At 75.2% G+C, this 17690-nt stretch carries 14 protein-coding genes; 5 read left to right on the top strand and 9 right to left on the bottom strand.

The annotated features are described in order from the left end of the window. Positions 1–50: 50 nt before the first annotated feature. From I8N68_RS09430 to I8N68_RS09415, 4 genes are all read left to right on the top strand, one after another. Entirely contained in the window at positions 51–3653 is a 3603-nt protein-coding gene (locus I8N68_RS09430; protein WP_200209490.1) for a sensor histidine kinase, read from the top strand. Then, complete coding sequence (locus I8N68_RS09425; RefSeq protein ID WP_013283992.1) at positions 3650–4054, top strand: roadblock/LC7 domain-containing protein; 405 nt, start codon at positions 3650–3652, stop codon at positions 4052–4054. Before I8N68_RS09430 ends, I8N68_RS09425 begins: the two co-directional genes overlap by 4 nt. Before the next feature lie 102 nt (positions 4055–4156). Further along, positions 4157–4531, top strand: coding sequence for a DUF742 domain-containing protein (locus I8N68_RS09420; protein WP_200209593.1), 375 nt, complete (start codon positions 4157–4159; stop codon positions 4529–4531). Position 4532: 1 nt separating this feature from the next. After that, complete coding sequence (locus tag I8N68_RS09415; RefSeq protein WP_200209489.1) at positions 4533–5126, top strand: GTP-binding protein; 594 nt, start codon at positions 4533–4535, stop codon at positions 5124–5126. Between the two features lie 335 nt (positions 5127–5461). Here I8N68_RS09415 and I8N68_RS09410 read toward each other — a convergent pair whose 3' ends face one another. Both I8N68_RS09410 and I8N68_RS09405 read right to left on the bottom strand, forming a co-directional pair. Beyond that, complete coding sequence (locus I8N68_RS09410; RefSeq protein WP_200209488.1) at positions 5462–7822, bottom strand: transposase; 2361 nt, start codon at positions 7820–7822, stop codon at positions 5462–5464. A 42-nt stretch (positions 7823–7864) separates the two neighbouring features. Continuing rightward, positions 7865–8833, bottom strand: a complete 969-nt coding sequence (locus I8N68_RS09405; protein ID WP_200209592.1) for a SatS C-terminal domain-containing protein — start codon at positions 8831–8833, stop codon at positions 7865–7867. Between the two features lie 107 nt (positions 8834–8940). Here I8N68_RS09405 and I8N68_RS09400 point away from each other — a divergent pair, with 107 nt between their 5' ends. Next, positions 8941–9282 (top strand): PadR family transcriptional regulator, encoded by a 342-nt coding sequence (locus I8N68_RS09400; protein ID WP_200209487.1) that lies wholly within the window; start codon positions 8941–8943, stop codon positions 9280–9282. A gap of 67 nt (positions 9283–9349) precedes the next feature. Here the strand turns inward: I8N68_RS09400 and I8N68_RS09395 are convergent, their stop codons facing one another. The 7 genes from I8N68_RS09395 to I8N68_RS09365 form a co-directional block, all read right to left on the bottom strand. After that, complete coding sequence (locus I8N68_RS09395) at positions 9350–10018, bottom strand: permease prefix domain 1-containing protein (protein ID WP_200209486.1); 669 nt, start codon at positions 10016–10018, stop codon at positions 9350–9352. Positions 10019–10076: 58 nt separating this feature from the next. Beyond that, positions 10077–12179, bottom strand: coding sequence for a thiol reductant ABC exporter subunit CydC (gene cydC / locus I8N68_RS09390; RefSeq protein ID WP_307812715.1), 2103 nt, complete (start codon positions 12177–12179; stop codon positions 10077–10079). Continuing rightward, a complete protein-coding gene (gene cydD, locus I8N68_RS09385) occupies positions 12176–13861 on the bottom strand; it encodes a thiol reductant ABC exporter subunit CydD (RefSeq protein ID WP_200209485.1) in 1686 nt (561 codons plus the stop codon). The genes cydC and cydD overlap by 4 nt, the downstream gene beginning before the upstream one ends. Beyond that, positions 13858–14865, bottom strand: coding sequence for a cytochrome d ubiquinol oxidase subunit II (locus tag I8N68_RS09380; RefSeq protein WP_200209484.1), 1008 nt, complete (start codon positions 14863–14865; stop codon positions 13858–13860). Before I8N68_RS09380 ends, cydD begins: the two co-directional genes overlap by 4 nt. Positions 14866–14876: 11 nt before the next feature. Next, positions 14877–16124, bottom strand: coding sequence for a cytochrome ubiquinol oxidase subunit I (locus tag I8N68_RS09375; protein WP_200209483.1), 1248 nt, complete (start codon positions 16122–16124; stop codon positions 14877–14879). A gap of 147 nt (positions 16125–16271) precedes the next feature. Beyond that, positions 16272–17177 carry a M56 family metallopeptidase gene (locus I8N68_RS09370; RefSeq protein ID WP_200209482.1) on the bottom strand — a complete coding sequence of 302 codons (906 nt, stop codon included), beginning with the start codon at positions 17175–17177 and terminating at the stop codon, positions 16272–16274. Between the two features lie 10 nt (positions 17178–17187). Then, a complete protein-coding gene (locus I8N68_RS09365) occupies positions 17188–17649 on the bottom strand; it encodes a BlaI/MecI/CopY family transcriptional regulator (protein ID WP_200209481.1) in 462 nt (153 codons plus the stop codon). Positions 17650–17690: the final 41 nt, after the last annotated feature.

Genomic DNA, 17690 nt, shown 5'->3' with positions numbered 1-17690 from the left:
TCGGCGTTGCCCAGGGCAACGTGCGGACGCTGTAATGCGAGGGCGGTGACGTGAGCAAACGGCCAAAGACGGCGGGCTCCTTCCTGTCGCGTCTACGCCGGCCGGCCAGCCGGCTCCGCGACATGCCGATCTGGTCCAAGCTCGGTCTGATCATGATCGTGCCGACCATCGCCACGGTCGTGGTCGGCACCAGTGGTCTGGTCGACCACCTGGAGACGCTCAACAATGCCAACCGGGCCGGGGACCTGGCCAGCATGATCAGCTACTCGGGTGACCTGGTCGACACGCTGCAGGACGAGCGGACCGCCGCCGTGCTGCTGCTGAATTCCGAGCCCGGGAAGGCCAGGACGCGGTACACCGACGCGTACAACGAGGTGAACCAGAAGGTCGACCAGGCCAACGGTCGGTACTCGCAGCAACGCATCAAGCTGGACGACCTGCCCGCCACGCTGGAGAAACTCCTCGGCGGGATCGACCAGAAGCTCACCGACCTGCCCGGCACCCGAAGCCAGGTCATCAACGGCAAGATGACGATCGGCCCAGTGAGCGCCGCGTACGGGGACCTCATCAGCGACCTGCTGCTGATCCGCGACTCGAGCATCCAGCTCGCCGCCGACAGCGACCTGAGCGACCGGATGCGCGCCGCCGCCGCCGTCGCCCACGCCAAGGAGTTCGTCTCCGAGCGCCGGGTGGTCGTGCACCGCGCACTTGAGCGCGGCAAGCTCGACCCGACCCTGCGCCGGGAGTACATCCGCACCCAAGAAGCCGAGCAGCAGGCGCAGGAGGCCTTCGCCGCCGTCGCCAATCAGCCCGAGGCCGCGTTCTACCAGCAGAACGTCGCCGGGGCCGACCGACATGAGGTGATTGTTTACGAGGGCCAGATCACCGTCAACGAGACCGGGAAACTGACGACGCTCTCCTTCGGTCCGGACGAGTGGGACACCGCGATGGTCGACAACGCCAAGCTGATCCGTACCGTCGAGTCGAAGTTCGACCGCGACGTGGTCAAGCAGGCCGACGACCTCCGGTCGAACGTGCAGCGCCAGGTCTTCCTGGAGACCGGCCTGCTGCTGAGCATGCTGCTGCTGGCCATCCTCTTCGCCTACCTGGTCGCCCGGTCGATGGCCCGCTCCCTGCGCGATCTGCGACAGGGCGCCCTCTCAGTGGCCCAGTACGGCCTGCCCCAGGCGGTGGCCCGCCTGCGCGACCCCCAGGTCACCGGGCAGCTCTCCCCGGTGCAGCTGGCCAACCAGATCGCCGAGCCGCTCCCGGTGCGAAGCAGGGACGAGTTCGGCCAGGTGACCGAGGCGTTCAACGCGGTCCACCTGGAGGCGGTCCGCACCGCGGCCGAGCAGGCAGCCCTCCGGGCGTCCGTCGCGACGATGTTCGTCAACCTGGCCCGCCGCTCGCAGATCCTGGTCGACCGGCTGATCGGTCACCTCGACCGGCTGGAGCGCGGCGAGGAGGACCCGGACCGGCTCGCCGAGCTGTTCCAGCTCGACCACCTCGCCACCCGGATGCGCCGCAACGACGAGAACCTCCTGGTCCTCGCCGGCGCCGACTCCACCCGCGTGCAGCGCGAGCCGGCCGCCCTGATCGACGTGTTCCGCGCCGCGCAGTCCGAGGTCGAGCACTACACCCGGATCGAGTTCGGCATCATCGATCGGGACATCGAGGTCGCCGCGCACGCGGTCAACGACCTCGTGCACCTGGTCGCCGAGCTCTTCGACAACGCCACCGCCTTCTCCCCGCCGGACTCCCAGGTCATGGTGGAGGCCCGGCGGGTCGGCGACCGCGCCTCCCTGTACGTGGAGGACCGGGGCATCGGCATCAGCCCCGAGCAGCTGCGTGACCTCAACGAGCGGCTCGCCACACCGCCCCAGGTGGACGTGGCGGTCTCCCGGATGATGGGTCTGGTCGTGGTCGCCCGGCTGGCCTCCCGGCACGGCGTCAAGGTCGAGCTGCGGCCCGGCGCCGACCGGGGCACCGTCGCCGACGTCACGCTGCCCACCTCCGTACTGGTGCCGCGCGCCCTTTCCGGGCGGGCGCAGCAGCCCCCGGCGTTGCCCGCGGCGAACGGCCCGGCGCCGGCCTTCGGTGGTCCGCAGCCGGTCGGCCCGGCGCCGGCCTTCGGTGGCCCGCAGCCGGTCGGCCCGGCTCCCGCCTTCGGCGCCCTGGCGGCCCTGGGCCACGGCCCGGCCACCCCGCCGGCCCCGCGCCCCGGTGAGTCGGGCAATCACGTGACTCTCGGCGGGCGGCCGTTCGACCCGGCGGAGCGCCACGGCTCCGGCACTCCGGCCACGCCCGGCGGGACGCGCCCGATGCCCGCCTGGTCGGACCTCACCGGCGCCAGCGGCATCAACGGCAGCGACTCGTTCGCGCCGCGCACCGCCAACGGCCAGCCGATCGACCCGCTGCCCCAGCGCCGCAACCCCGGCGACGGCGACCCGGCGAGTACCGGCCAGCAGCCGGTGATCCCACGGCAGCTGCCGAGCAGCCCGGAGACGCACCCGTACAACCCGCCGCCGGTCTCCGCCCCGCCGCTGCCGCCGATCTCGGGCGTGCCGGTGTCTGCGTCGCCGGTGTCCGGCTACCCGGTCTCCAGCCAGCCCGTCTCCGGTCACCCGGTGTCGGCCGCGCCGGCACCGGGCCAGCAGGTCTCCGCGCCGCCGGCGGGCCACCAGGCGCCGCAGGCGTACGCGCCGAGCGCCGGCGCGCCACCGGTCTGGCCGCCGGTGGCCACACCCGACCGGGATCCGGCGACCCCGCCGGTGCCGGAGCGGCTCGCCGCCGCCCTGGACATGACGACCGAGCTGCCCCGGGTGCCGCGTCCGGAGACGGCCGCCACGCCGCAGCCGGCGGCGCCGCCGGCCGTCAACCGGCCGCCGGTCGCGAACCGGCCGACGATGCCGCAGCAGGCCGGGAATCGTCCGACGACGCCGCAGCAGGCTGCGAACCGCCAGCGGTACGCGGACGAGACAATGGAGCTGCCGATCTTCCGGGAGCTCGAGTCGGCCTGGTTCCGCACCCGGCGACCCGGGCCGGAGGAGGCGGCAGCTGCCGCCGCCGCGCCGGCCCCGCAGGCCCCGCCGGCCGCCCCGGCGAACGGCGCCGCGACCCAGCAGTTCGCCCGGGTCGACGCGGCCGGTCGAGCCGTCCAGCAGACACCACCCGGGACGACAGGTAACGCACCGATGGCACACACTCCGACGGCCGGTGGAGCGCCGCGCGACAACGGGTCGGCCACGAACGGGGGTGCTCGCCCCGAGCACACCGACGCGCTGCCGACCCGGCGGCCGAAGCAGCCGCCGGCCGGCGGCTGGCAGACCGCGGCCGACGACGGCTGGCGGGCCGCCTCGGCGGCCACCGAGGTCCCGGTGGCCGAGACCACCCAGAAGGGGCTGCCGAAGCGGACGCCGATGGCGCAGCTCGTCCCGGGTGGCGTGGAGAAGCCGTCGGCCTCGGTGCAGCGTCGGACGCCGGAAGGCGTACGGGGTCTCCTCTCGGCCTACCATCGGGGCGTGCAGCGGGGGCGTAACAACCCGACCGACAGCAATTCGACCGGCCCGGAGGCAACCCCGGGCGGGCAGCAGTCCTCGCAGTCTGGCTCAGGCCCGGTGGCCGGGAGCGGGCAGAAGGAGCAACAACGATGACAACTACGCAGGATCTCGGATGGCTGCTGGCCAACTTCGCCGACCGGGTGCCCGGTGTCGCGCACGCGGTCGCCGTCTCCGCCGACGGCCTGCTTCTCGCGTCGTCTCGTGACCTTCCGCGGGACCGGGCGGACCAGCTCGCGGCGATCGCGTCCGGATTGGTCAGCCTGACCCAGGGCGCGGCCCGCTGCTTCGAGGGCGGGGCGGTGTTGCAGACCGTCGTGGAGATGGACAACGGCTTCCTGTTCCTGATGTCCATCTCGGACGGCTCGTCGTTCGCGGTCCTTGCCGCGCGCAGCTGCGACGTCGGTCAGGTCGGGTACGAGATGGCCCTGCTCGTCGACCGGGTGGGCGACGCGCTGACCCCGCAGCCGCGCACGGCTGTCGGAATGATGGGCTGACCGAGCTGACCAGCCGGTCGGCTCGGCAGGAACGACACAACAACAACGACGGGAACCACCGGGCGAGAGCCGGTGCCGGGTGCGAAGGAGGTGAGCGGCGACATGGATCGTGACGAACCGACCGGGGCGTTGGTCCGTCCGTACGCCGTGACCCGCGGTCGCACCCGTCCCCGGCTCGACATCGCCCTCGAGGCGCTCGTCGAGACGACGGTGCGCGGCCGGGCCGCTGCCAGTGGTAATGGCGGCCAGGGTCGTGAGCACCAGTACATCGCTGCGCTGTGTGACGGACGCGTGCAGTCGCTTGCCGAGATCGCGGCGCGGTTGCAGCTTCCGCTCGGCGTGGCCCGGGTGCTCATCGCCGACATGGCGACGGACGGCCTGGTCGCGGTCCACGAGCCGACCATTTTGGACGACTCGGATGACGCGGTGGGCACTGAACTGCTGGAGAGGGTGCTGAGTGGACTTCGCAGGCTCTGACATGTCGCACCGGCCGCCGGTCCCGAGCGGGCGCGTGACGTCGGCGAAGATCGTTATCGCCGGTGGATTCGGCGTCGGCAAGACGACGCTGGTCGGTTCGGTCTCGGAGATCACGCCGCTGACCACCGAGGCGATCATGACCTCCGCCGGCGTGGGCGTCGACGACACCCGGCAGGTGCCGGGCAAGACGACCACCACGGTGGCGATGGACTTCGGTCGTATCTCGATCGACCGTGACCTGATCCTGTACCTGTTCGGTACGCCGGGTCAGACGCGGTTCTGGTTCATGTGGGACGAGCTGGTCCGCGGCGCCATCGGCGCCGTGGTGCTGGTGGACACCCGCCGGCTGGCCGACTGCTTCGCCGCCATCGACTTCTTCGAGCACCGGCGGCTGCCGTACCTGATTGCCATCAACTGCTTCGACGGCATGCAGTACCACGACCCGCAGGACGTCCGGGACGCGCTGGCCATTTCCAGCGACGTGCCCGTGGTGGCCTGTGACGCCCGGAACCGCGAGTCGACCAAGCACGTGCTGATCTCGCTCGTCGAGTACGTGCTGACGATGCGTCGCTCGCGGGCCGTCGCGCCCGCCTGACCGACGTAGCCGGAACGCGCCCGGTGACCGCCGCAGCGGTCACCGGGCGCTTCTCGCTGTCCGGGGACGGGGCCGGCCCCTCCGCCGGGGTGCGGCCGGGCGGTCCCGACGGTCCGGCGTACGGCGTCCAGGCTGCCTGGTCAGCGTCGAGCTACCGGGCAGGCCGGATGACGGCGTACACCCTCTTTACCGTGGCGGCGTTGCGGCCCGGCAGGGTGTCCTCGGCCGCCGCGCCGGCGGCGAGGAGGAGGGGGCCCGGTAGCCGGGCCAGCCGGCGGGCGACGTCACCGGCGTCCGGGGTGAGCTTGTAGGTGCGCGGGCGGGCGATGGTCCACTCAGGAGCGATAGCCGGCGGAGCGGTACTCGTACTCCCGTTCGTCGTCCCGGTCGCCGGTGTCGCGGCTGAAGTCCCAGCCGCCGGCCGCCTCCCGGCCGGGGCGACCGCCCACCGCGAACCCGCCGATCTCCTGCCCGCGACGCCAGCCGCGGAAGTAACCGGTGGTGTTCTCGGCAAGGCTGGCCGCGTTCCGGACAATCCGCAGTGGACGCTCCTCGCGCAGCGGTGAGCCGGGGACGAGGTTGGCCTGCGGGACGCGCTTCGGCAGGCCCGCGGTCGTCTCGGCGCCGATCGCCGGGCGGGCCGCCTGCTCGGCGGCCTGCCAGCCGGTGTCCGCGGTGGTCGACCAGTCCAGCTCGGACTCCTCGGCGTGGCCGACGAACCAGGCCGACTTCGCCTGCGCGAAGATGAGCAGGTCGCCGTCGCCCTCGTCGGAGACCGGCGGAGGCCGGTGCTCCTTCGGCGCGGGCCGCCGCTCCAGCGGGGGCGGCAATTCGGCCCGGGGGTTCGGCCGGCCGGCGCGTTCCGCCTCGGCCCGCTCGACCAGCCGCAGCGGCGGAGTCTCCAGGCCCGGGTCGGTCGGCGGGTTCAGGCTGTCGCGCAGCGCCCGGTCGGCCAGCGGTGGCGGCTCGACCAGCCGCAGCATCGGCGGCTCCTGGGGCAGGTCGTCGGCGAGCCAGGGCGGGGTGACCCGACCCTCACCCGGGTCGGTCGGCGCGTCGACCTGCCGGCCGGCCCGCTCGCCGTACGGGTAGGCGGCCGGCGCGGCGGCGTTGTCGGCCAGGTCGTCGCCGTTGTTGACCAGGGGCCAGTTGGCGCGGGAACCCGGGGGAGCCGACTCCTGGCCGGGGCGCGGGGTCGGCACCGGGACGCTCAGGTCGGTCGCGCTGAAGCCACCGGTCGGCGCCGGCGGCGGCGGCGGCGTGGTCTTGGGCGGACGCGGCGGGATGATCGTCCGCTGCCGTTCGGCGCGGGCGCTGTTGATCGCCGCGGTGGTCAGGGTGGGCCGGAACGGCTCGCCGGCCTCGGCCGGCGGGACGGCGCCGCGCTGCGCCGGAGCGATCGGGGTGATGCCGGGTGGCGGCGGGGGCGGCGCGGAGACCGGACGGTTCGTCGGGGCGTCGACCCGGTGCGGCATCGGCGGCAGCTCGGGCCGCGAGGGCGGCGCGGAAATCGGCGTACCGCTGGCCGCGGCCGGGGTGACCGGTGCCGGGGCGACCGGTGGGGGTGCGACGGGGGCCGGGGCGACCGGCGGTGGGCCGAGCGGGCGGGGCGGCAGCGGGGCGGGGCCGCCGGTGACCGGCTCGGGGCGGCTACGGCGGCCCACCGGCTCGGGCTCGGTGGGCCGGATCGCCCGCAGGCCCGTCCCGGTGCTGTTCAGGCCGGGCAGCTCGCCGACCTGCTCGCCGCGTCGGGCGGCGGCCCGCCGGCCGGGGACCGGGGCGGGCGTGGTGACCCGGGCGCTGAGCGCGCCGACCAGGGCGTCGCAGCCGGCGTCGCAGGCCCGGACGGAGGCGACCGCCTGCCGCACGGTCTCCGCGACGGCGGAGGTGAGCGCCCGGTTGACCGTGGCCCGACGGGGCGTCTCGGAGATGGCGACCCGCAGGGCGGTCACCGCGTCGTTGACCTCGACGGCGCTCGCGAGGCCCTCGGCGGCGAGGTGCGCGGCGACGGCATCCGCGGCGACCGAGACCTCCCGGCCGTGGGTGACGGTGCCGCCGAGCATGCCGGGCTCCGGCAACGCGTCCAGCACGGCCAGCGAGACCGGCTCCGCCGGATCCGGGTAGGCCCGCAGGGCGGCCGGGTAGAGCTCCCGGAGGACCTCGCGCAGCGCCACCGCGGCGGAGTGCCGCCCGTTGGCCAGAGCCGCGTGTGCGGCCAGGACCTGCTTGTAGTTGGCGAGGTCCCGGGGCGCCGGCAGGGTGACCGCGGAGAGGGCGCCGGCCTGCAGGGCCCGGGCCAGCCCGACCGCGCGGCGCTCGGCCGGCGGGGACTGCATCTCCTCCAGGGAGTCGTCGTCGGCGAAGCGCTCGGCGAAGTCGTCCACCGAGTCGTCGTCGGCGATCGCCAGGGGACGCCCGGCCGCGCTGAGCAGCGAGGTGACCGTGTGGTCGTCGCTGTCGGCGGCGATCGCGGCACCGCTCGGCCCGCCCGACCGCTCCACGAGCAGCGTGACCAGCTGGGCGTAGCCCGCCGGGTCGTCGCTGATCTCGCAGACATGCAGCAGACGGCCCGCGTCGTCGACCACAGCGGACGTCAGCGCCGAACCGGCCGAAGCCGATCGGTCGGCCGGATCCGCCGAGGCCAGACCGCAGTACACGCGCACGAGCGCCACGGCGTCGTCCTCCTCCCGGGACACAGGTCGTTACTTCTGCCAGAGACTGATGCTCCCCGTTACGGGTCAGTCGCGCCAGTCCACGACAGCAGAGATCTTGCCGACAATGGTGCGCCAACCCAAACTTGCGGTTTGTGCCCCGATTTTCTTCAGGCGGCGTCGGCCCATGAAAGCACCGATCCCGCCCTTGACAGTGGCCCGCAACGCCTCGTCCAGGTCGTCCAGGCTGGAGCCTGCGGAGAGCATGTCCAGCACCGCGGGTATCCGCAGGGCGTACGCCACGTCACGGGCGACCTCGCCGGCCTCGATCAGGAGGGTGGGATCCCACGTGTCGTGCCCGCCGCGGAGGTTCTCCACCACCAGGTCGAGCTCGTAGGTGTCCTCGTCCAGCGGGGCGATGTCGGCCGGTTCGACCCGTTCGGACAGTTCATTCCAGCTGTCCAGTTGGGACAGGTCGTTGGGCGCACCGGATCGGATGAAACTGACCAGCGACTCCGGCGTCTTGAACAGCAGCAGCCGACCGCGGTGGCTGAGGAAGACCGGCACCTCCTCGTCGCCCGCGGCCTCCTCGGCCTCGTCCTCGTCCTCGTCCTCGGCCGTCTCGTCCGCCGCGTCGGCGGCGCCGCGCCGACGGCCCTCAGGCCGCTCCTCGGCCTCGTCCTCGGAGAGGGCGGCGAACTCCTCGTCGAGGATCACCACCTCCTCGTCCTCGTCCGCGGCGGTGAGGACCTGGCGACGGGCCAGGAAGGGGTCGTCCTCGTCGCGCTCGGCGACGTCGGTCGGGGTCAGCTCCCGCGCCGGCCGGTACGCGCGCAGGGTGAAGCCGGTGCCGGCGGGCAGGGCGATCTCCACCGGGTCGATGCGCAGCTCGTCCCAGAGCGCCCGGTCGGCCGCCGGGCGGTCGACGTCGACCTCGTCTGCTGCGACCGACGCGGTGGTGTCGTCGAGCTCAGGCTCGTCGGCGTCGGGTCGTTGGGGCGACTGGCGGGCCACGCTGACCTCCGTGTGCTTTCGGGTTTGCCCACCCGGCGGCACGTCTCGCCGCCGAGTGACTCTGCGCACATACCCTAGTGGGCGGCGGGCCGGGGGCGGGAGCGCACCCCGGTGGCGCCCCGGCCGGCGGACAAGTAGCGTTGCTACGCATGAAGGCCCAGGCGCTGCACGGACATCTGGACGCGCTGCTGCTGGCGGTGCTGGAGCAGGGCGAACTCCACGGGTACGCGATCATCGAGGCGCTCCGGGCGCGCAGTGGCGGCACGCTGGACCTGCCGACCGGCACCATCTATCCCGCGCTGCGCCGGCTGGAACGGGCCGGTTACGTCGCCAGCTCGTGGAGCACCGTCAACGGCCGGGAACGGCGGACCTACCAGCTCACCGAGGCGGGCGGGCGGGCGCTGGCCGGCGAGCGGGCCGGCTGGCGCGAGTTCAGCGCGACCGTCGGCCGGTTTCTCGGCGCCGACCAACCGCCGTCCGCGCCGGCCTGAGCCGGGGCGGGGCGCCGCCGCCATGCCGGCGCCCCGAGCCGCCGGCCGCCCCGCTGCGCCCGCCGGATCACCGGGTGGCGAGCAGCCAGCAGCGGGCGGCCCGGGCCAGCGCGAACCAGCCCACGCTCACCAGCACCGTCCCGACGATCATCGGCGGCCAGGTGAGGGCCGCCTCCCAAAGGCCGATCGACCAGGCGACCAGGGCGCTACCGGCGAGCACGCCGAGGCCCAGCGCGCCGGTCAGCCCGAAACCCACCGCGCGCTCGAGCCGGGGCAGCCGGTCCGACCCGTGCCGGGCGGCCAGGAACCCCAGCAGCAGCCCGGCCACGGCCAGCCCGGCGACCAGGCCCCAGATCCCGTTCATGGAGGCGGAGAGCACCTGGTAGCCCTCCGGCGGGGGACCGCCGCGCCAGTTCGCGCCCCGCCAGGTCAGGTCGCCCCCGGCCATCAACGCCACCGCCACGACCAGCGCCCGGACCGCCAGCCGGCGCAGCGCCCCGGCCGTCAGCTCGGCCTGGTAACCCGGGACGAGCTGGGTGGCCGTGCCGAACTCGGCCACCGCGCGCCGCTCGGCCTCCGTCGTCGGCAGGCCACCCTCCCGGTACGCCTCGGCGGCGTCCAGCAGCGCGTGCCGCGCCTCGGTGAGCAGGTCGGCCTTCAACCGGGCCGGCCCGCGCAGGTGTCCGGCCAGTTCGCGCACCCGCTCGTCCACGAGCACCTCGTCGTACCCCCGCATGGCACCCAGCCTGCCAGCCGGCGTGGGCCGGCGCGTCCGGGGAATTCCCGGAGACCGCTCAGGGGGTCAGGGCCATGTACCCGCGTTCCGCCGCCGCCTGGAGCAGCCACTGCTCCCGGTACCAACCGGGCCGGGCCATCAGCTCGGCGTGCCGGCCGCGCTGCGCGACCCGGCCGGCGTCGAGCACCACGATCTCGTCCAGCTCCGCCAGGCCGCTGAGCCGGTGGGTGATCAGCAGCACGGAGTGTCCGGGCGGGGTGGCGGCGAGCGCGGAGGCGAGCACCGCGTCGGCCGCGGCCGGGTCCAGGCCCTCGGTGGGCTCGTCCAGCACCAACACGGCCGGCGCGGCGAGCAGCGCCCGGGCCAGCGCGAGCCGCTGCCGCTGCCCGCCGGAGAGCTGGCCACCCTCCTCGCCGACCATGGTGTCCCAGCCCTCCGGCTGGCTGCGTACCCAGTCCAGCAGGCCAGCCGCCCGGGTCGCCGCGGTCAGCTCCGCCTCGTCCGCGCGGGGCCGGCCGAGCAGCAGGTTCTCCCGGACCGAGGCGTGGAAGACGTACGCCTCGGCGAGCAGCCCGCCGATCGCCCGGGGCAGCTCCTCGGCCGGGTACTCCGACAGGTCGCGCCCGTCCAGGGTGACCCGGCCACCGTCGGGGCGTACCGCGCCGGTGAGCACCGCCGCGAGGGTGCTCTTGCCGGCGCCGCTCGGCCCGACCACGGCGACCCGGGAGCCGGCCGGCAGATCCAGGCTCACCCCGTCCAGGGCCGGCGCCGCCCCCGGCCGGTAGCGCACGCCGACCTGGTCGAAGCGCAGGTCGTGCGGCCCGTCCGCAACGGCGGCCCGGCCCGCCGCGGCCCCCGTGGCCGCCCCGCCGCCCGGCACGGGCGCGGTGCCCGGGGCCCGGGCGGGTTCGGCACCGGGGGCCGGGACGGGCTCGCCGAGCAGTGCCGCGACCCGGACCAGGGCGGCGCGGAGCTGGGTCCACTGGCGGGCCGCCCCGACCAGGGCGGACGCGATCTCGACCGCGGCGAGGGCACCCACGGCGAGCACGCCGACCAGCACTCCGCCGACCCCGGCCCGGAGCGCGACCAGCACGACGGCGGCGGCGGTGGCCCCACCGACGAGCACCCCGGCCGCGTCCACCGCGAAGCCGGTGGCGGCGAGCCGGCGTTCCAGCCGGGCCAGGCGCCGCGCCCGCCGCTCGGCGGTGGCGAGCGCCCGGCCGGTGGCCCCGAAGGCGGCCAGGTCGGCGGCGCCGTGGGTCAGGTCGATCGCGTCCACGGCGAGCGCCCCGCGCAGCGGGGCCACCTCGGCGGCGGCCCGGCGGGTGAGCCCGGTGGCCAGCGCGGGCAGCGCCACCCCGGCGACCAGCAGCCCGGCGGCCAGCACCCCGGCCGCGGGCGGCGAGATGAGCGCCGCCCCGGCGACCGCGAGCGCGCCCACCAGCGCGGCGGCGGCCCCCGGTACGAGCACCCGCAGCAGCAGGTCCTGCACCGCCTCCACGTCGGAGACGAGGCGGCTCAGCGCGTCACCGGAGCGCTGCGCGGCGGCGTCCCGGCGGACGGCCAGGGTCGCGAAGACCCGGGCCCGGACGTCGGTGATCAGGCGGAGCACGGCATCGTGCCCGGCGAGCCGTTCGGTGTACCGGAACACGCCCCGGCTGATGGCGAGCGCGCGGACCGCGACGATGGCCACGGTCAGTCGGTCCAGCGGCGGCCGGCCGGCGGCGCTCATCAGCAGCCAGGTGGCGGTGGCCATCAGGGCCAGCCCGGCGAACTCGGTGGCGGCGGCGAGCAGTCCGGCCCCGACGAGCCGGCCCAGGTACGGCCGCGCCAGCCGCAGCACCGCCTGCTCCGCCCGCACACCGCGTCGACGGGTGGGGTCGTCGGCGGACGCCCCCGTGCCCTGGCCGGCTCCGGCGGCGACCACCCCGACCGGCGCGGCCGCGGATCCCGCGCCGGCCGCGGTCCCGGCGCGCGGGGGCTCGTCGGATTCGGGCTCGGTGGGCGCGCTACCGGAGGACAGCTCCGGTGGGTTCGTCTCCCCGGGTGTCGGGGTCCCCAGGTCGCGGGCGGCGGGCGTGGCGCCGTCGGGCGAGACCCCGCCCGGCACGGCCCGCCCCGGCTGGTCGGGGCGGTCGGGGACGATCGGTCCGGTGCTCATCGGCTCGCCCTTCCGGCCGGCGCCGGGGTCAGCTCGGTGACCCGGCCGTCGGCGACGCGGAGGATCCGGTCGGCGTCCTCCAGCAGCGCGGGCCGGTGCGCGACGAGCAGCGCCGTCCGCCCGTGGACCAGCCGCCGGGTGGCGGCCAGCACGACCGCCTCGCTGGCGCTGTCCAGCCGGGCGGTCGGCTCGTCGAGGAGCACCACCGGGGCGTCCCGGAGGAACGCCCGGGCCAGCGCCACCCGCTGCCGCTGGCCGCTGGACAGGCCGTGCCCGCGCTCGCCGAGCTCGGTGGCCAGGCCGTCGGGCAGGGCGGTGACCACCTCGTCCAGCGCGGCGTCGGCGATCGCGGTGGCGAGCGCGCCCTCCGTGGCGTCCGGGGCGCCGAGCCGGATGTTGTCGACCAGCGAGGCGGCGAAGAGGTGCGCCCGCTGCGGCACCCAGGCCACCTGCCGGCGCCAGGGCTCGGGGTCGACGTCGGCGAGGTCCACCCCGGAGACGGTGACCCGGCCGGCGGTGGGGGTGACGAAGCCGAGCAGCAGGCCGAGCAGGGTGCTCTTGCCGGCGCCGCTGGGGCCGATGATCGCGATCCGCTCACCGGGGCGGATGGTCAGCGTGACGTCCCGCAGCGCGGTCGTCCGCTCGTATTCGACGGTCACCGACTCGAACCGGATCTCGCCGCGCCCGTCCGGGGCGGGCCGCCCCTCGGCCGTAGGTCGCCCCTCGGCGGCGACGGGCGCGGCGGAGACGGTGAGTGCCTCGTCCAGCGCGGCGAGCCCTTCCATGCTGGCGTGGAACCGGCTGCCCGCCGCCCGCAGCGGCAGGTACGCCTCCGGGGTGAGCAGCAGCACCAGCAGCGCGGTGGAGAGGGTGATCCCGCCGCCGAGCAGCCGGATGCCCACCGGCACGGCGACCAGCGCCACCGAGAGGGTGGCGACCAGCTCCAGCACCAGCGCGGAGAGGAAGGCGATCCGCAGCGTCCGCATGGTGGCCTGCCGGTGACCGTCGGCCATCCGGCGGACCACGTCGACCTGCGCCCCGGCCCGTCCGAACGCGCGCAGCGTCGGCAACCCGGCGACCATGTCGAGGAAGTGCCCGCCGAGGCGGGAGAGCCGGCGCCACTGCCGCTCGGTAGCGGCCTGCGCCTGCCAGCCGAGCAGCGCGCCGAAGACCGGAATGAGCGGGATGGTCAGCGCGATGATCAGCGCCGAACTCCAGTCGGCGAGCACGATCCGGGCCAGCACGGCGAGCGGCACGGTCACGCTGAGCACCAGCTGCGGGAGGTAACCGGTGAAGTAGGCGTCCAGCGCGTCGAGGCCGCGACCGGCGAGGGTGGCCAGCTGCCCGGCCCGCTGCCCGGCGACCCAGCCCGGACCGTGCCGGCCGACGGCGCCGAGCAGGTCCGCGCGCAGCGCCGCCTTCACCGTCGCCGCCGCCCGGGCGGCCACCGTGCCCTGGGCCCAGCTGACCAGCGCGCGGGCGGCGACCGTCGCGATGAAGCCGGCCAGCGCCGCTCGGTGCAGCCGCCCGTCGACCGCGCTGGCCAGCAGCGTGGCCAGGGCGGTGGCCTGCGCGACCACCAGCAGCGCGGTGAGCCCGCCGAGGAGTGCGAGCACGGCGAGGTCGCGCCGGGCCGCGGGGACCCGACGCAGCAGACGCGGGTCGAAGGGGCGGCGGTTCACCAGTACACCGGTGCCCTGCCGTCGGTCCGTCCCCGGAACACCCACCAGCACATTGCCTGAAAGCCTAGTAGGGCCGGCAGGAGCGGCAGCGCCAGCCAGCCCAGCAGCCGCAGGGTGGGCCCGCTCGCCGCCGCGTCGGCCACGGTCAGCCCGACTCCCGGCTCGACCGTGGAGACCAGCACCCAGGGCCAGAGCGCCGCCCCGACCAGCGCCACCGGCAGCGCCAGCGTCGCGCTGGTCGCGGCGAAGGCCAGCCCGGGCCGCCCCCGGCCGAGCGCCGTACGAGCCGCCAGCAGCGCCGCCACCAGCGCCACGAGCAGCAGTACGGCCGCCGCCGGTTGCGCCACCGCGGCGCGTACCCGGCCGGAGAGCAGGCCCAGCACGGCGGCCGTGCCGACCGCGGCGAGCGCCGCCGGGACCAGCCGGCCGGCCAGCCGGGCGACCGGCGCGGCCTCGGCGGCCGGCAGGCGGAGCGTGAGGAACGTCGCACCCTGCGCCGCGACCAGCGACAGCATCGCCACCGCGGTGGCCGCCACGAACGGCGTGCCCAGGTGCGTCAGCCCGGCGACGTGGCCGTCGGACCGCAGCGGTACCCCCTGGAGCAGCCCGGCGAGCAGCGCACCCCAGCCGAGTGCGGCGAGCGCGCTGCCGGCGACGACCACCCGGTCCCAGCCGGCCCGGGCCCGTTCGCCGGTCGGCCGGCTGCGCAGTTGCACCCCGGCGGTCACCAGGACCACCCCGGCCAGCGCGCCGAGCACGGCGGGGTAGAACCCGGAGAGCAGTTCGCCCTCCAGGGTGGGAAAGGCGCCGAAGAGGATGCCGACGGTGGCCACCAGCCACACCTCGTTGCCGAGGAAGAACGGGCCGACCGCGTTGAGCGCGGCCCGCCGGGTGGCCGGGGCGGTGCGCCGGGCGAGCAGCAGCCCGACGCCGTAGTCGTAGCCGCCGAGAACGAGGTAGGTGGCGAAGAAGAGGCCGAGCAGGGCGTACCAGGCGAGTTCCACGGCGGGCTCCCTCAGGCGAACACGGGTTCGGGGCGGGTGTCGGCGTCGGGCTCGGGCGGGCGACCGAGGGCGGGGTGGGCCGCGCCGCGGGCGGCGTGCCGGGCGAGCAGCACCCAGTTGGTGACGGCGAGGGTGCCGAGCAGCAGGCTGAAGCCGATCAGCGAGGTGAGCATCACCCCGGCGCCGACCGGGGAGACGGCGTGCCCGGTGGGCAGCAGCCCGTACGCGACCCAGGGCTGGCGGCCGACCTCGCGGGCGATCCAGCCGAGGATCACCGCGACGAAGGGGAGGGGCAGGGCGAGCAGGATCACCCAGAGCGGAAAGCGCAGCCGGATGATCCAGTCCCGGAAGAGCAGGGGCACCAGCAGCGTGCCGAGGAAGAGCGTGAAGCCGATCAGGATCATGAAGCCGAGCCCGACGCTGGAGAGCGCCGGCGGGGTGTAGTCGCCCGGGCCGAACCGTGCCGTCCACTCGGCGACGAGCGCGTCCCGCTCCGGGCCGCCGCCGAACTTCGTCGGCTGTACCCGCCCGACCGGGCCGAACTGGGCGAAGCCGAAGCCGACCAGGAAGACCACGGAGATCGCCGTGGTGAGCACGCCGAGCCGCAGCGACGTCCGGAACAGGGCGAAGTCCGGCGTACGCCGGATCAGGTGCCAGGCGCTGACGGCGGCCATCAGCACGCCGCCGGTGACCAGCCCGGCCGAGACCACGTGGCCGAAGGCGAAGCCGAGGGTGGGGTTGGTGAGCAGCGCCCCGAAGTCGGTCAGGTGGGCGATCCCGTCGCGGACCTCGTAGCCGACGGGATGCTGGAGCCAGGAGTTGGCCACCATGATCCAGAACGCGGAGGCGTACGCGGTCAGCGCCACCCCCCACAGCAGCGCCAGGTGTACGCCCCGACGCAGCCGGTGCCAGCCGAAGATCCACATGCCGAGGAACGTCGACTCCAGGAAGAACGCCACCAGCGTCTCGATGGCCAGCGGCGCGCCGAAGACGTTGCCGACGTAGCGCGACAGCCCGCTCCAGTTCAGGCCGAACTGGAACTCCATCACGATGCCGGTGGCGATGCCGAGCACGTAGTTGATGACGTAGAGCTGGCCCCAGAACCGGGTCAGCCGCTCGTACATCGGTTTGCCGGTGATGAACCCGGCGGTCTGCAGGCCCACCAGGAGGGTGACCAGGCCCAGGGTGACCACCACGAAGAGGAAGTGGATCGAGGTGGTGGTGGCGAACTGCAGGCGCGCGAGGAGCAGGGTGTCCATGGCCGCCCTCCAGGCGTTGACTCGCTTGTCATAGCGAGCCTACACGTAGATTGCCTACGCATCGCTACTACGTCACGTAGTACGAAACTGTACGACGCGGCGTAGTAGTACCTGGCGTGGGGGTGTCGGGCGCGGGGCCGGAGGAAGTCAGCTCAGGAAGAGGGAGATCGGCAGGGCGACCAGGGCGGTCGCCACCGCCAGCGCGGTCGCGCCGATCAGCCGGGGCGGGCGGTCCGCCACCAGCAGCCGCTGCACCCGGACGTCGAGGTCGCGGTCGCCCATGCCGAGCGCGCCGGCCGGGGTGATCCGGTGCCCGGCCGCGGCGAACCGGCGCAGCGCCCCCGCCAGCGGCGCCTCCGCGTGCAGTTCGCGGGCCTTGTCGTCGGCGCGCATCTCGACCAGCAGGGCCACCCGCTCGTGCGCGTCGCGGACCCAGCGGAACCAGGGCAGCGCCCGGCAGAGCGCGGTGAACGGCAGCAGCACCAGGTCGTGCCGCTCCTGCGCGTGCGCCCGCTCGTGGGTCAGCACCGCCGCCAGCTCGGCCCGATCCAGCAGGCTCAGCGTCCCGGCGCTGACCACCACCCGCGGCTTGACCCCGGGCAGGCAGTACGCCGCCGCGCCCGGGTGGTCGAGCACCAGCGCGCCGGGCACCGTGGGGTCCCGCCGGGCGACCAGGGTGAGCAGGTCCCGGTGCCGACGCTGGGCGCGGACGGTGCCGTGGATGCTCCGGACGGTCGTGGTGAGCAGCACCGCGCCGATGCCGAAGCCCACCCCGACCAGGCCGAGGTGGATCACGTTCAGCCCGGCCGGCAGGGCGCCGTGGGCGAGGTCGGTGGCGAGGGCGAGCAGCGCGCTGCCGGTCGGCCGGTCGTACGCGGCCAGGCCGGCCGCCATCGGCAGGCCCATCGCGGAGAGGCCGAGCGCGAGCCCGACCGCCTGCCAGCAGACGATCGCCACGCGGGGGGCGCGCCACGTCCAGGTGGACGCGGCCAGGACCTGCGCGGTCAGCCAGCAGGCCAGGATGGTCGCGGCGAAGTGCACGGCGTACGCCACGGCGGCCGCCCTACCGGTCCGTCGCCTCGTCGGCCAGCGCCGGCCGCCCGGCCCGCGGATCCTCGACCCGGTCGGTCAGGCCCGCGCCACCGTCGTCCGGCCCGGTCAGACCCGCCTCGCCGCCCAGCGCCGCGCGGAGTACCTCCGCCTCGGTGCCGGTGACCGAGCGGGCGAAGCGCACCAGCGCGGCGTCCCGGCTGCCACCGAGGTCGAGCGCGTCGAGCATCAGCTGGGCGATGTGCGCCTCGCGGCTGGCGGACGGCCGGTAGCGCCAGGCCCGGCCCTCGCGCTCGCGCTGCACCATGCCCTTGCCGGCCAGCCGGTCCAGCACGGTCATCACCGTCGTGTACGCCAGCTCGCGGCCGTCGAGGGCGTCGGCAACCTCCCGCACGGTCACGCCAGGAGACGTGGTGGGGACCGAGTCCCACAGCACGTCCATCACCGCACGTTCAAGATCCCCAAGCCGCGTCACGCCGCAATCCTACCCCCCGTAGTAGAACCCTTCCCGAGACA

It is taken from the genome of Micromonospora coerulea (assembly GCF_016598485.1).
GTDB lineage: Bacteria > Actinomycetota > Actinomycetes > Mycobacteriales > Micromonosporaceae > Micromonospora > Micromonospora coerulea.
This window is presented reverse-complemented; position numbering and strand designations above follow the sequence as displayed.

Coding starts and splice junctions, on each gene's coding strand:
- I8N68_RS09425 (WP_013283992.1), top strand. CDS start 3,650: ATGACAACTACGCAGGATCTCGGATGGCTGCTGGCCAACTTCGCCGAC.
- I8N68_RS09420 (WP_200209593.1), top strand. CDS start 4,157: ATGGATCGTGACGAACCGACCGGGGCGTTGGTCCGTCCGTACGCCGTG.
- I8N68_RS09415 (WP_200209489.1), top strand. CDS start 4,533: ATGTCGCACCGGCCGCCGGTCCCGAGCGGGCGCGTGACGTCGGCGAAG.
- I8N68_RS09400 (WP_200209487.1), top strand. CDS start 8,941: ATGAAGGCCCAGGCGCTGCACGGACATCTGGACGCGCTGCTGCTGGCG.
- I8N68_RS09395 (WP_200209486.1), bottom strand. CDS start 10,018: ATGCGGGGGTACGACGAGGTGCTCGTGGACGAGCGGGTGCGCGAACTG.
- cydC (WP_307812715.1), bottom strand. CDS start 12,179: ATGAGCACCGGACCGATCGTCCCCGACCGCCCCGACCAGCCGGGGCGG.
- I8N68_RS09375 (WP_200209483.1), bottom strand. CDS start 16,124: ATGGACACCCTGCTCCTCGCGCGCCTGCAGTTCGCCACCACCACCTCG.